At 66.5% G+C, this 14,775-nt stretch carries 9 protein-coding genes and 1 pseudogene; 7 read left to right on the plus strand and 3 right to left on the minus strand.

Going from position 1 to position 14,775, the window contains the following annotated elements; all coding sequences use genetic code 11:
* Window positions 1-2: 2 nt before the first annotated feature.
* From asnB to AC5P78_RS02195, 7 genes and pseudogenes are all read left to right on the plus strand, one after another.
* The gene (gene asnB, locus AC5P78_RS02165) at window positions 3-1,946 is read left to right on the plus strand and encodes an asparagine synthase (glutamine-hydrolyzing) (RefSeq protein WP_100438743.1); all 1,944 of its coding nucleotides are present in this window, start codon (window positions 3-5) and stop codon (window positions 1,944-1,946) included.
* A 66-nt stretch (window positions 1,947-2,012) separates the two neighbouring features.
* Window positions 2,013-2,573: an NADPH-dependent FMN reductase gene (locus AC5P78_RS02170; protein WP_024956652.1), complete on the plus strand. Its 561-nt coding sequence runs from the start codon at window positions 2,013-2,015 to the stop codon at window positions 2,571-2,573.
* Window positions 2,574-2,890: 317 nt separating this feature from the next.
* The gene (locus AC5P78_RS02175; RefSeq protein ID WP_005410278.1) at window positions 2,891-4,321 is read left to right on the plus strand and encodes a replicative DNA helicase; all 1,431 of its coding nucleotides are present in this window, start codon (window positions 2,891-2,893) and stop codon (window positions 4,319-4,321) included.
* A gap of 173 nt (window positions 4,322-4,494) precedes the next feature.
* Entirely contained in the window at window positions 4,495-6,738 is a 2,244-nt protein-coding gene (locus tag AC5P78_RS02180) for a TonB-dependent receptor family protein (RefSeq protein ID WP_033835432.1), read from the plus strand.
* Window positions 6,738-8,327, plus strand: a pseudogene (locus AC5P78_RS02185) (alkaline phosphatase D family protein). Before AC5P78_RS02180 ends, AC5P78_RS02185 begins: the two are co-directional and overlap by 1 nt.
* 168 nt (window positions 8,328-8,495) lie before the next feature.
* The gene (locus AC5P78_RS02190) at window positions 8,496-8,708 is read left to right on the plus strand and encodes a hypothetical protein (RefSeq protein WP_049397919.1); all 213 of its coding nucleotides are present in this window, start codon (window positions 8,496-8,498) and stop codon (window positions 8,706-8,708) included.
* Window positions 8,705-8,950, plus strand: coding sequence for a hypothetical protein (locus AC5P78_RS02195; protein WP_005410274.1), 246 nt, complete (start codon window positions 8,705-8,707; stop codon window positions 8,948-8,950). Before AC5P78_RS02190 ends, AC5P78_RS02195 begins: the two co-directional genes overlap by 4 nt.
* A gap of 161 nt (window positions 8,951-9,111) precedes the next feature.
* Here the strand turns inward: AC5P78_RS02195 and lpdA are convergent, their stop codons facing one another.
* The 3 genes from lpdA to AC5P78_RS02210 all read right to left on the minus strand — a co-directional run bounded on the left by lpdA (window position 9,112) and on the right by AC5P78_RS02210 (window position 14,680).
* Entirely contained in the window at window positions 9,112-10,548 is a 1,437-nt protein-coding gene (gene lpdA / locus AC5P78_RS02200) for a dihydrolipoyl dehydrogenase (protein ID WP_005410273.1), read from the minus strand.
* A gap of 63 nt (window positions 10,549-10,611) precedes the next feature.
* Window positions 10,612-11,808 (minus strand): dihydrolipoyllysine-residue succinyltransferase, encoded by a 1,197-nt coding sequence (gene sucB, locus AC5P78_RS02205; RefSeq protein WP_049472821.1) that lies wholly within the window; start codon window positions 11,806-11,808, stop codon window positions 10,612-10,614.
* 40 nt (window positions 11,809-11,848) lie between these two features.
* Window positions 11,849-14,680 (minus strand): 2-oxoglutarate dehydrogenase E1 component, encoded by a 2,832-nt coding sequence (locus AC5P78_RS02210; protein WP_076739332.1) that lies wholly within the window; start codon window positions 14,678-14,680, stop codon window positions 11,849-11,851.
* Window positions 14,681-14,775: the final 95 nt, after the last annotated feature.

The following is a 14,775-nucleotide window of genomic DNA, read 5'->3' on the forward strand; positions in this document are numbered from 1 at the left end:
GCATGTGTGGATTGGCGGGAATGTTGTTGCCGGCGCCGGTGGCGTCGGCCGAGGTGCTGCAGGCGCAGGTCCTGGCCATGGGCGAGGCGCTGCACCACCGCGGGCCGGATGATGGCGGAAGCTGGGTCGATGCCGGGGCAGGCATCGCGCTGGCGCACCGTCGGCTGAGCATTCTCGATCTGTCGCCGCTGGGCCACCAGCCGATGGCCTCGTCCGATGGTCGCTACGTGATGGCCTACAACGGCGAGGTCTACAACTTCGCCGCCCTGCGTGCAGAACTGGAGCCGCTGGGGCATGCCTTCCGTGGCCATTCCGACACCGAAGTGCTGCTCGCGGCGATCCTGCAGTGGGGCATGGAAGAAACCCTGCAGCGTTGCAACGGCATGTTCGCCATCGCGCTGTGGGACCGCCAGGCGCAGTGCCTGTGGCTGGCACGCGACCGCGTTGGCAAGAAGCCGCTGTACTACGGCTGGGCCGGTGACACCCTGGTGTTCGGTTCCGAACTGAAAGCGCTGTGGCAGCACCCGGCGTTCGACAACGACATCGACCGCGACGCGCTGACTCTGTTGCTGCGGTTGGATTACATTCCGGCCCCGCACAGCATCCACCAGCGCTGCTACAAGCTGATGCCCGGCCGCGTGCTGCGCCTGGACGCCGAAGCCGTAGCGGCGGGTGCATCGGCGCATCGCCCGGAGCAGGCGCAGCGCCCGTACTGGGATGCGCGTGCACGCATGCAGGCCGCACTGGCTGCGCCGTTCCAGGGCCGCATCGAGGAAGCAGAGGAGCAGCTGGACGGGCTGCTGCGCGACGCGGTGGCGCTGCGCATGGTGGCCGACGTGCCGGTGGGCGTGTTCCTGTCCGGCGGTACCGATTCGTCGCTGGTGGCGGCGCTGATGCAGGCGCAAAGCGGGCAGCCGGTGCACAGCTTCAGCATCGGCTTCACCGATTCGGGCCACGACGAGGCACCGCTGGCCAGGGAACTGGCCACGCATCTGGGCTGCGACCACACCGAGCTCTACGTCAGCGGCGCGGATGCACTGGCAGTCGTGCCGCAGCTGCCGGCAATGTTCGACGAACCCTTTGCCGATGCCTCGCAGGTGCCGACCGCGCTGGTCGCCCGGCTGGCGCGGCAGGGCGTGACCGTGGCGTTGTCTGGCGACGGCGGTGATGAGCTGTTCTTCGGCTATACCCGCTACGTGCGCGCGCTGCGCAACTGGCAGATGCTGGGCCGCGTGCCGGGCCCGCTGCGACGCTGGATGGGCGCGCGCGCGCAGCACCAGGGCGAGGCCTCGCGGACCGGCGGACTGGCCGCGCTGTTGGCCGAGTCCGGCGCGCGAGGCATTGGCGACGTGTACCGCAACCGCATCTCGCGCTGGCGCGACCCCGCCGCGGCAGTGCCCGGCGCACAGGCCGCCGGCAGCTTCTACGACCTGGCCGATCCGCTGCACGGTGCCGGCACGCCGGCCGACGCGATGATGCTGGCCGATTACGTGACCTACCTGCCGGATGACCTGCTCTGCAAGGTCGACCGCACCTCGATGGCGGTCAGCCTGGAGGCACGCGCGCCGCTGCTGGACTGGCGCGTGGCCGAGTTCGCCTGGTCGCTGCCGCTGGGCTTCAAGCGCAGCGAAACCACCAGCAAGGTGCTGCTCAAGCGCGTGCTTGGCCGCTACGTGCCGCAGTCGATGGTGCACCGGCCCAAGCGCGGGTTCGGCGCGCCGGTCAGCGACTGGCTGAAGGGCGACCTGCGGCCGTGGGCCGAGGATCTGTTGCAGCCGGCGCGCCTGGAGCGCGAAGGCGTGCTGTCGGCGGCGGCGGTGCAGCCGCTGTGGCAGCAGTTCCTGGGCGGCCAGCGCAAGTGGCATACCCACCTGTGGAACGTGCTGATGTTCCAGGCCTGGCAGGCGCATTGGCGGCAGGTGCGGGCCCGCGTGACCGGGGGCTGATCTTCACCGGACGGCACGGGCCCGGCGTCTAGGCTGGGCCTCCCGCACCGTGAGGAGTATGTCCCTATGTCCGTCCCCACCATCGCTGTGTTCGTCGGCAGCCTGCGCAAGGATTCCTGCAACCGCAAGCTGGCCCATGCGCTGGAGAAGATCGCTGGCGACCGCGCGCGCTTCCAGTACGTGCAGATTGGTGATCTACCGCTGTACGACCAGGATTTCGATGGCCAGTACCCGCCTCAGGGCACCCGGCTGAAGGATCAGGTGCGCGCCGCCGACGCGGTGCTGTTCGTGACCCCCGAATACAACCGGTCGGTGCCGGGCGTGCTGAAGAACGCCATCGACGTCGGCTCGCGCCCCTACGGTGACAGTGCGTTTGCCGGCAAGCCGGCGGCGGTGATCGGCGCCTCCATCGGCCAGATCGGCACCGCCGTGGCCCAGCAGCACCTGCGCAACAGCCTGGCCTTCCTGGACATGCACGTGCTCGGCCAGCCCGAGGCGTTCATCCATTTCAAGGACGGCCTGATCGACGCCGACGGCACGATCCACAACGAGGGCACGCAGAAATTCCTGCAGGGGTACGTGGACCGGTTCCTGGCACTGATCGCGGTGCACGTGAAGGGCGACTGAGACCGATGGGGTAGCAGCAGCCAGGCCGCGGGTCGGATCCCGGCGCGCAGCGGCGGGCCCTGGCCCTACGTTCCGCTGAGCACCGGAGTCCGTGCGCTGCACGGAATCCGACCCTGGCCGCCTGATCTGCGATAATGACCCACCCGGGCGCCGCAACGGCGCCCGTCGCAGGCACTGCGACGCCCCCGCGCCAGAGTGGCCAGGCACTGGCGGATATCCCCCGTTTCTCCACGGCTTATCCACAGGCTTGTCCATGGCTGCCGGGGTCGGCGCATGCCTACACTCGTCCGGCCCACTTTTGCAGGAAACACCGCAGCATGTCCGCTCGTTCCGGCTTCCGTTCCAACCGCAGAGAGCGCGGTGATGGCTTTGATCGTGATCGCGATGAATCGCGTATCGACCAGTTGCGCGTTCCGCCGCATTCGGTGGAAGCCGAGCAGGCGGTGCTGGGTGGCCTGATGCTGGCGCCGGAGGCCTACGACCGGGTCAACGACCAGCTGACCGAGGGCGATTTCTACCGCCGCGATCACCAGATGATCTACCGCGCGATCCGTGAGCTGTCCGAGCGCGAGCGGCCGTTCGACGCGGTGACCCTGGGCGAGTGGTTCGAATCACAGGGCAAGCTGGAACTGGTGGGCGATGGTGCCTACCTGATCGAGCTGGCGAGCACCACGCCGTCGGCGGCCAACATCGTGGCCTATGCCGAGATCGTGCGTGACAAGGCCGTGCTGCGGCAGCTGATCCAGGTCGGCACCGACATCGTCAACGATGGCTTCCAGCCTGAGGGCCGTGACAGCAGTGAGCTGCTGGCCTCTGCGGAGAAGAGCGTGTTCGCCATCGCTGAACAGGGTGCACGCGGCCGTACCGACTTCGTGGCGATGCCTGGCGCGCTGAAGGATGCCTTCGAGGAACTGCGCAACCGCTTCGAGAACGGCGGCAACATCACCGGCCTGCCGACCGGCTACAACGACTTCGATGCGATGACCGCCGGCCTGCAGCCGACCGACCTGATCATCCTCGCCGCGCGCCCGGCCATGGGCAAGACGACTTTTGCACTGAACATCGCCGAGTACGCGGCGATCAAGTCGAAGAAGGGCGTGGCGGTGTTCTCGATGGAAATGTCGGCCTCGCAGCTGGCGATGCGCCTGATCTCCTCCAACGGCCGCATCAACGCGCAGCGCCTGCGTACCGGCCAGCTGGAAGATGAAGACTGGAGCCGCGTCACCAGCGCAATCAAGATGCTGAAGGAAACCAAGATCTTCATCGACGATACGCCGGGCGTGTCGCCGGAAGTGCTGCGTTCCAAGTGCCGCCGCCTCAAGCGCGAGCACGACCTGGGCCTGGTGGTGATCGACTACCTGCAGCTGATGAGCGTGCCGGGCAACAGCGAAAACCGCGCCACCGAAATCTCGGAGATCTCGCGTTCGCTGAAGGGCCTGGCCAAGGAACTGCACGTGCCGGTGATCGCGCTGTCGCAGCTCAACCGCTCGCTGGAAACACGTACCGACAAGCGCCCGGTGATGGCCGACCTTCGCGAATCGGGCGCAATCGAGCAGGACGCGGACATGATCGTGTTCATCTACCGCGACGATTACTACAACAAGGAAAATTCGCCGGACAAGGGCCTGGCCGAGATCATCATCGGCAAGCACCGTGGTGGCCCGACCGGATCGTGCAAGCTGAAGTTCTTCGGTGAGTACACCCGCTTCGACAACCTGGCCCACGACTCGGTCGGCTCATTCGAATAACCGTAGTGCCGGCCGCTGGCCGGCAACCACCCCACGGCTTGCAAACCATTCAGAACGCCAATCTTCCGTACGTGGCGTGTAAATGACATGTAACGCGAGGCTTCTACGATTCCGCCGCTGCTGCTCTTCGACGCCGCCCTTCGGCGTCCAGCGTGCCCAAGGAATCCGCCTCCATGCCGTCCCACGCTCCGCTTCGCCGCAATCTGCTGGCCCTGCTGGTCTGTGCTTCGCTGCCGTCGCTGGCTGTCGCTGAAACCGCCCCGGCGACCGACGCGCAGTCGGCCACGACTCTCGATTCGATCTCGGTGATCGGCCGCGGCGAAGCCCGCCAGGTGCAGCGCGTGACCGCCGAGGACATGAAGGTCCTGCCGCCCGGTGCCAACCCGCTGAAGCTGCTGGCGGCCAAGCCGGGCGTGCATTTCGAATCGGCCGATGCCACCGGCGCCTACGAATGGTCCACCAGCATCAGCCTGCGTGGCTTCAACCAGAATCGCCTGGGCTACACCCTCGATGGCATCCCGCTGGGCAACATGGCCTACGGCAACAGCAACGGCCTGCACATCAGCCGCGCGGTGATCAGCGAGAACCTGGGCGGTGCGGAGGTCTCCACCGGCATTGGTGCGCTGGGTACGCCGTCCACCAGCAACCTCGGCGGCGTGTTCCAGTTCTACTCGATCGATCCGTCCACCGAATATGGGGTCGTGCTGGCACAGAGCTTCGGCAGCGACAATGCGCGCCGCAGCTATGCGCGCCTCGATACCGGCGACCACCAGGGCTTTGCCGCTTACCTGTCCGGCGTGTATTCCGAAGGCGACAAGTGGAAGGGCAAGGGCTCGCAGGAACTGAAGCAGTTCAACGGCAAGGCCACCTACAACTTCGGCACGGACAGCAGGATCACCGCGCTGTTCAACGCTTCGCGCCGTGTCGAGGCCGACTACCAGGACCTGTCGCTGGAGATGATCGATCGCCTCGGCTGGGACTGGGACAACTACGCGCCGGACTGGGATCGCGCGGTGGCTGCTGCACGCGGAAAGTACAGTGGTGGCGTCAACAGCCCGTGGGACGCCTATTACTCCGGCCACGGCCTGCGCAATGACGATGTGTCCAGCATTGCCGGTGATTTCGGCCTGAACGAGTCGATGCGCCTGAAGGTCAACGTCTACAACCACAGCAACCGTGGCCAGGGCCACTGGTTCAGCCCGTCCAATCCGTCCAACCCGGGCACCAGCCGCGAGATCCCGATCTCGATCCGCACCACCGAGTATGCGATCGACCGCACCGGCGTAACCTCGGCGTTCACCTGGAACGTGGCGGGCCACGAACTGGAGGCGGGCCTGTGGTACGAAGACAACGGCCACAGCGTGCAGCGCAACTTCTACTACATCGACGGCCCGATCACTGACGACTTCTTCCTGCGCAATCCGGACCAGCGCGTGTGGCACCAGCGCTACACCACCATCACCCGCCAGTTCTACGTGCAGGACCGCTTCCGCCTGTTCGATGACCGCCTGACCATCGACATCGGCGCGAAGTCGCCGCACACCCGCACCCGCGTGCGCACGCCGCTGGGCAGCTATGCCAACAACAGCAGCCTGACCTCGAAGAAGGGCCTGCTCCCGCAGGCGGGCTTCAACTTCAAGCTCAACGAGGGCAACGAGATCTTCGGCTCGTTCGCCAAGAACGTGGCCGCCTACGCGCTGGGCGTGGGCAGCCCGTTCAACGTGCCGCAGGCCGCCTTCGATGCCAGCGCGAAGAACCTGAAACCGGAACAGTCGCGCACCATCGAGCTGGGCTGGCGCGGCTACGGCCAGGGCTATGAAGCCTCGGTAGCGGTGTACGACGTCAAGTTCGACAACCGTCTGCTGGCCATCGCGCAGTGCGTGGGCATCCTCGGTTGCCCGGCGCTGTTCTCCAACGTCGGTTCGGTAACCAGCCGCGGCGCCGAGGCGACCCTGCAGCTGAAGCCGATGCAGGACCTGACCTGGTCCAACGCGCTGTCGTGGAATGACAGCACCTACGACAACGACTACGTCAACAACGGCGTGGTGCCCACCCGCGGCAAGAAGACCGTCGACACCCCGGAATGGATGTTCGCCAGCACCCTGGCTTGGACCCCGGGCCCGTGGGACCTGCGCCTGGCCGCCAACCATGTCGGCAAGCGTTACGTGACCTATACCAACGACGTGTCGGTGCCCAGCTACTGGCTGGTCAACGCTTCGGTGGCCTATGACTTCGGCAAGCTCGGCCCGGCGCAGAACCTGACCGTGGCGCTGAACCTGACCAACCTGACCGACAAGCGCTACCTGTCCTCGATCAACACCAACGGCACCTACGCCGCCGACCCGACCCGCAGCCTGGCGACCATGCAGGTTGGCGCGCCGCGGCAGGTGATGGCCACCGCCACCGTGCACTTCTGATGCGCGGCCCCGTCGATCCGGAAAGCCGTCGTCGCCTGTTGCGCATGGCGTGGCAGGGCACGGGGGCGGCGATCGCACTGGCGGCGATGCCGGGGCTGGCCACGGCCGGCCCACGCCCGCGGTTGGGGCGTGATCCGTTCACCCTGGGCGTCGCCGCCGGCGATCCGGATCCGCAGGGAGCCGTACTGTGGACGCGTCTGGCGCCGGACCCGCTCAACGGCGGCGGCATGCCATCGCGGGCGGTGCCGGTGCGCTGGTTCGTGGCCGAAGACCCGGGCATGCGCCGGCTGGTGCAGCGTGGCGTCGCCGCGGCAGTGCCCGAGCTGGCCCATTCGGTGCACGTGGAGGTCAATGGCCTGCGCCCAGGCCGCGACTACTACTACCGTTTTGCCTGCGACGGTGACGAGGAAAGCGCGGTCGGCCACTTCCGCACCGCGCCGCTGCCCGACACGCAGCTGCAGCAGCTGCGGCTGGCCCTGTGCACCTGCCAGGCCTGGAACAGTGGCTACTACCCGGTGCTGCGCGATATCGCGAAGAATGATGTCGACCTGGTGCTGCATGCCGGTGACTACCTGTACGAGTACAGCCCACTGCAGAACGCGCGTGGTCTCACGCTGGATGCGGAACGCTTCAGTGGCGAGACCGTCGGCCTGGAGCGCTACCGCGACCAGTACGCGCTGTACAAGCTCGATCCCGATCTGCAGGCCGCGCACGCCGCCCACGCGTTCGCGGTGATCTGGGACGACCACGAAGTGCAGAACGATTACTCCGGCATCCATCCGGAGAAGCCCGGCGTCTCGACGGAGGACTTCATCGTTCGCCGCGCGGCGGCCTACCGCGCGTTCTACGAACACCTGCCGATGCGTAGTACGCCTGCGGGCAACGGTGGCCTGCGCGTGCATCGGCGCCTGCGTTACGGCGATCTGGCACAGCTTGCGCTGCTCGACTGCCGCCAGTTCCGTCCGGCCAATCCCTGCGGGGTGGGCGAGTCGCCGCGCTGCGACGCTGCGCTGGATCCACGCATTAGCATGCTGGGCGTGGGCCAGGAAGCCTGGTTCGCGCAGTCGATGGCGGCCGCACGGGGCACGCGCTGGAACGTGGTGGTGCAGCAGCTGCTGATGGCGTAGCTGCGGCTGGACGGCGGCACGGCGCGAGAGCGCTTCTGGAACGATGCCTGGGACGGCTATCCCGCCGCACGCAAGCGGTTGCTGCAGGCGATGCAGGCAGGCGGGCAGGGCAATGCCATCGTGCTCGGTGGTGACTGGCATTCCACCTTCGTCAACGACCTGAAGCTGGATTTCGACGCGGCCAGCGCGCCGGTCGTCGCCACCGAATTCATCGCTCCGGCGATCAGCAGCGGCGGCGACGATACGCCTTATGGCCCGTACTACGGTTCGTCGATTCCGCAGAACCCGCATATCCGCTATTTCGACGGTGACCGCCGTGGTTGGTGGAAGCTGCAGCTGAACCGGCAGACCGTGGATGCGGAGCTGCGCTTCGCCGACAGCGTGCTGCACGCGGATGCGCCGGTGCGCACTGCGGCGCGCTTCCAGGTCACCCACGGCCGCCCGGGCGCAGTGCCGGTGTGAATCCGTTCGGTCGTGCCGGCCGCTGGCCGGCAACCTGATCAATCTTCGGTTTCCCCACCACCGGATTCATCGCCCCGAGCCGGGTTTCGTCGCAAACCGTTTGCGGGCGGCCAGAGCGGGGCGCCAAGGTGTCCGCAGGCGGCAAGGTGCCGCCACAAGGAGACCGTGATGAAGACCCTGTTCGCGCTCGGTGTGTGGTGCCTGCTGTTCGTGCTGTGCTGGCCGCTGGCGATCCTCGCCCTGATCGCCTGGCCGTTCGTGTGGCTGCTGAGCCTGCCGTTCCGCATGGTCGGCATCACCTTCTCGGCGCTGTTTGCGTTCCTGCGCGCGCTGTTCATGCTGCCCGCGCGCCTGCTCGGCGGCGGCCCGGTGGCGGCATGAGGGCTGTGTTGCTGGTCGCGCTGGCATTGCTCGCGGGGCCGGCACTGGCCACACCGGTCCCGCCGTCCGCATGGCTGGAACGCCAGCAGGCCGCCGCTGCCGATGAGGCGGATGCGGCAGCGGCCAAGGCGGTCAAACCCAAGGAGCGCTGCCGGGTGGTGAAGGAGTGGAAGGCCGGTGAAACCGTGGCCCAGCACCGCATCTGTGACGATCCGCCGAAGAAGCCGGCTGGAAAGGTGTAGAACCGAGCCCACGCTCGGCTTCACCCTCCGCGGCTGCCGACCGGAGAGCCGAGCATGGGCTTGGCTCTGCAGGAAAACGGGCAACAAAAAACCCCGCCAAGGCGGGGTTTTTCGTCTGCAGGTGAGTGCCGACCAACGGTCGGCACCGACCATGATCCCGATCAGTTCGCCTTGTGGATGGCGCGCTTGCTGACCGCCATCGCCGCGTCGTGGATCACTTCCGACAGCGACGGGTGGGCGTGGCAGATGCGGGCCAGGTCATCGGCCGAGCCACTGAACTCCATGGTCAGCACGCCTTCGTGCACCAGCTCGGAGACGTTGGCGCCGACCAGGTGCATGCCGAGGATGCGATCGGTTTCGGCATGGGCCAGGATCTTCACGAAGCCCGCCGGCTCGATCATCGCCACGGCACGGCCGTTGGCGGCGAACGGGAAGCTGCCGGCCTTGTAAGGGATGCCTTCGGCCTTCAGCTGGGCTTCGGTCTTGCCGACCCACGCCAGTTCCGGCTCGGTGTAGATGACCCACGGGATGGTGTCGAAGTTGACGTGGCCCGGCAGGCCGGCGATCAGCTCAGCCACCGCGATGCCTTCCTCGAAGCCCTTGTGCGCCAGCATCGGGCCGCGCACGCAGTCGCCGACCGCCCACACGCCGTTGACGCCGGTGTGGCAGTGCGCGTCGACTTCGATCTGGCCGCGCTCGTTGATCTTGACGCCGGTGCCTTCGGCCAGCAGGCCCTTGGTGGCGGCGCGACGGCCAACGGCCACCAGCAGCTTGTCCACGGTCAGGGTCTTTTCGCCTTCAGCGTCGGTGTAGGTGACGATGACTTCCTTCTTCTTGCCCTTGCCGGTGATCTCGGTCTTGGAAACCTTGGCATTGAGCTTGATGTCCAGGCCCTGCTTCTTGAATTCCTTGGCAGCGGTCTTGGCCACTTCGGCGTCGGCAGCCGCCAGGAACTCCGGCATGGCTTCGAGGATGGTGACTTCCGCGCCCAGGCGCTTCCACACGCTGCCCAGTTCCAGGCCGATGACGCCGGCGCCGATCACCGCCAGGCGGTTCGGCACTTCGGTGAAGTCCAGGCCGCCGACGTTGTCGACGATGGTCTCGCCGTCGAACTTGGCGAACGGCAGTTCGATCGAATCCGAACCGGCCGCGATGATGACGTTGGTGCCCTTCAGCTCGACGATGGAACCGTCATGCTGGGTGACCTTGACCACGTTGCCCGGCTGCAGTTCGCCAAAACCATAATAGGCAGCGACCTTGTTGGCCTTGAACAGCATGCCGATGCCGCCGGTGAACTGCTTGACGATCTTGTCCTTGCGGCCAACCATCGCCTCGACGTCGATCTTGGCATCCTTGAAGCTGATGCCGTGGTCGCCAAAGATGTGGCCCATGTTCCAGAACTGGCGCGAGGAATCCAGCAGCGCCTTGGACGGGATGCAGCCCACGCGCAGGCAGGTGCCGCCGAGGGCCGGCTTGCCGTCCTTGCCCAGCGCCGCGTCGATGCAGGCGGTCTTCAGGCCCAGCTGGGCCGCGCGGATGGCAGCGTGGTAACCGGCCGGGCCGGCACCGATGACGACGACGTCGAATTGTTCAGCCATTGAATTATTCCTTGATGCATTACCAGAACCCCTCCGCGCAGGCGCGGAGGGGCGGGAGGTGTCTTACAGGCCGAACAGCATGCGGCCCGGGTTTTCCAGCTGGTTCTTGATGTCCACCAGGAACTGCACCGAATCCTTGCCGTCGATGATGCGGTGGTCGTACGACAGCGCCAGGTACATCATCGGCGCGATCACGACCTGGCCGTTCTGGGCGATCGGACGCTCCTTGATGGCGTGCATGCCCAGGATGGCGCTCTGCGGCGGGTTGATGATCGGGGTCGACAGCAGCGAACCGAAGGTGCCGCCGTTGGTCACGGTGAAGGTGCCGCCCTGCAGTTCATCCAGGCCCAGCTTGCCGTCACGCGCCTTCTTGGCGTAGTCGGCGATGGTCTTCTCGATGTCGGCGAACGACATGCGCTCGACATTGCGCAGGACCGGGGTGACCAGGCCCTTTTCGGTCGAGACGGCGATCGAGATGTCCGAGTAGCCGTGGTAGATGATGTCGTCGCCGTCGATCGAGGCGTTGACCAGCGGGAAGCGCTGCAGCGCGTTGGCGGCGGCCTTCACGAAGAAGCTCATGAAGCCCAGCTTGATGCCGTGGGCCTTGACGAACTCGTCCTGCAGTTCCTTGCGCGCCGCCGACACCTTGGACAGGTCGACTTCGTTGAAGGTGGTCAGCATCGCGGTGGAGTTCTTCGACTCCATCAGGCGCTCGGCAATGCGCTTGCGGATGCGGGTCATCGGCACGCGCTCTTCCGGACGTGCACCACCGGCCTTGCCGGCGCCGCCGTTGCGGGCGAAGTTGACGATGTCTTCCTTGGTCACCGCGCCGCGACGGCCGGTGCCGTCGACGTCGGCCGGGTTCACGCCTTCGGTGATGGCGGTGAAGCGGGCGCCCGGCGGCAGCGCATCGGCGGCCGACTTGGCGGCCGGGGCCGGGGCGGCGGCCGGAGCAGCAGCGGCCGGGGCAGCGGCTGCAGCCGGAGCGGCTTCGGCAGCCGGAGCCGGGGCAGCAGCCACGGCGCCTTCCTCGATGATCGCCACGACCTGGCTGGAGGTCACGGTCGAGCCTTCGGCGAACTTGATTTCCTTCAGCACGCCGTCGACCGGCGACGGCACTTCCAGGACGACCTTGTCGGTTTCCAGGTCAAGCAGGTTTTCGTCGCGCTTGACGGCGTCGCCCACCTTCTTGTGCCAGGTGGCGATGGTGCCGTCGGCGACGGATTCGGGCAGTACCGGGGCTTTGACTTCGGTGGCCATTGCGGGAGCTTCCTGGTTTGTCTTCTAAATAGGGGGAGGATTATTCAGCGAACGTGTCGTTGAACGGGTTGACCAGCGCGTCGGCGATCAGCTGCTGCTGTTCGCGGACGTGGTCAGCCATGTGACCGGCAGCCGGCGACGCCGAACGTGCGCGACCGGCGTAGTGCAGGTTCTGGCCGTCGGCCAGGCAGAACTGCAGGTGGTGGCGGATCTGGTACCACGCACCCTGGTTCTGCGGTTCTTCCTGCGTCCACACCACGTCGGTGGCCTTGCCGTACTTCTTCAGCTCGGCAGCCAGCAGCGCACGCGGGAACGGATACAGCTGCTCCACGCGGATGATCGCCACGTCGTCCTGGCCACGCTTGGTCTGGTCTTCCAGCAGGTCGTAGTAGACCTTGCCCGAGCACAGCACCACGCGCTTGACCTTCTTGGCGTCCGCACTGGCGTCGCCGATCAGGTGCTGGAACTCGCCGTTGGCCAGTTCGTCCAGGGTCGACACGGCCAGCTTGTGGCGCAGCAGCGACTTCGGCGACATCACCACCAGCGGCTTGCGGGTGGTCAGGTGCAGCTGGCGGCGCAGCATGTGGAAGGCCTGTGCCGGGGTGGACGGAACCACCACCAGCATGTTCTCCAGTGCACACAGCTGCAGGAAGCGCTCCAGGCGCGCCGAGCTGTGCTCCGGGCCTTGCCCTTCATAGCCATGCGGCAGCAGCAGGGTCAGGCCGGAAATGCGGCCCCACTTGGCTTCACCGGCGGCGATGAACTGGTCGATCACCACCTGGGCGCCGTTGGCGAAGTCGCCGAACTGGCCCTCCCAGATGCACAGCGTGTTCGGATCGGTGGTGGAGAAGCCGTACTCGTAGGCCATCACCGCTTCTTCGCTCAGCAGCGAATCGATGACGGTGGCCTTCTCCGGCGAATCCACCAGCTGCCGCAGCGGCATGTAGTAGTTGTCGGTCTTCTGGTCGTGCAGGATCGCGTGGCGGTGGGTGAACGTACCGCGACCGACGTCCTGGCCGACCAGGCGCAGTGCGTGGCCTTCGTCGAGCAGGGTGGCGTAGGCCAGGTTCTCGGCAAAGCCCCAGTCGCCCGGGATCTCGCCGGCGGCCATCTTGCGGCGGTCGTCATAGACCTTGGCCACGCGCGAGTGCAGCTGCACGTCTTCGGGAATGGTGTTGATCAGCTTGGCCAGTTCGACCAGCTTGTTCTTCTCGACCTTGGTCGAGACCGGGTCGGACAGCTTGCCTTCCAGCAGCTTCGGCCAATCGACGAACAGCGGGCTGGTCGGCGGGGTCTTCTCGACCTTGGCCAGCTCGGTGGTCACTTCACCGGCATCGAGCTTCTCGCGGTAGGCATCGACCATCGCCTTGCCGGCACCGGCAGCGATCACGCCTGACTTTTCCAGCTGCTCGGCGTACATCTCGCGGGTGGTCGGGTGCTTGCGGATCACCTGGTACATCAGCGGCTGGGTGATCGCCGGCTCGTCGGCCTCGTTGTGGCCCCAACGGCGGTAGCACATCAGGTCGATGACCACGTCCTTGGCGAACTTCTGGCGGAACTCGAAGGCCAGCTGCGCGGCGAACACCACCGCTTCCGGATCATCGCCGTTCACGTGCAGCACCGGGGCGGCGATCATCTTCGCCACGTCGGTGGCGTAGCGCGTGGAGCGCGTGTCCAGCGGGTTGGAGGTGGTGAAGCCGACCTGGTTGTTGACCACGATGTGCACGGTGCCGCCGACGGCGAAGCCGCGGGCCTGCGACATCTGGAACAGCTCCATGACCACGCCCTGGCCCGAGAAGGCCGCATCGCCGTGGATCAGGATCGGCATGACCTGCTTGCGTGCGGTGTCCTTGCGGCGCTCCTGGCGCGAACGCACGGAACCGGCCACGACCGGGTCGGCGATTTCCAGGTGCGACGGGTTGAACGCCAGCGCCAGGTGCACCGGGCCGCCGTCGGTAGCCACGTCGGCCGAGAAGCCCATGTGGTACTTCACGTCGCCGGCAGAAGCGTGCTCGTCGTGCTCGAACTTGCCTTCGAACTCGTCGAACAGCTTGCGCGGGTTCTTGCCGAGGGTGTTGACCAGCACGTTCAGGCGGCCGCGGTGGGCCATGCCGATCACCACGTCCTTGACGCCATCCTTGCCGGCGCTGCGGATGATGGTGTCCATCATCGGGATCAGCGAGTCGCCGCCTTCCAGCGAGAAGCGCTTCTGGCCGACGTACTTGGTGTGCAGGTAGCGCTCCAGGCCTTCGGCCGCGGTCAGGCGCTCCAGGGTGCGGCGCTGGGTGTCAGCGTCCAGCTGGTAGTTGCCACCGGCTGCTTCCAGCTTCTTGTAGATCCACTGGCGCTGCTCGACCTCGGAGATGTGCATGAACTCCGCACCGATCGAGCCGGTGTAGGTCGCCTTCAGGCGTGCCAGCAGGTCGCGCAGCTTCATGCGCGGCTGGCCACCGACGCCGCCGGTGCTGAACTCGCTGTTGAGGTCGGCATCGGACAGGCTGTGGAACGGCAGGCCCAGGTCCGGGGTGTTGACCGGCGCGGCCAGGCCCAGCGGATCGAGGCGGGCGTCCAGGTGGCCGCGCGAGCGGTAGGCGGTGATCAGACGACCGACATTGCGTTCACGCTCGTCGCCCGCACCGTTGCCGGTGCCGGCCTTCAGCGCTTCCTTGGCCGCGTCCGCAATGTGGGAGATGACGGCCGAGTGCGGAATGTCGCCTGCTTCGCGGCCCTTGAAGCCGTCGAAGTAGGTCTTCCATTTGGGATCGACACTGTCCGGGGAGACCAGGTACTGCTCGTACAGGTCCTCGACATAGGAGGCGTTGCCGCCGGCGAGCTGCGAAGATTGCGCAAACTGCTTCAGTTGATTGTCCACGATGGAGGGTGTTGATTCGCTTTGTGGGGTATGGCTTCAGAAGGACCCGGCAGGAAGATGAATAGCCCTGCGCGGGCGCGTTCAAACAGCCAAAT

The organism is Stenotrophomonas sp. YJH_SMC_133, assembly GCF_059370655.1.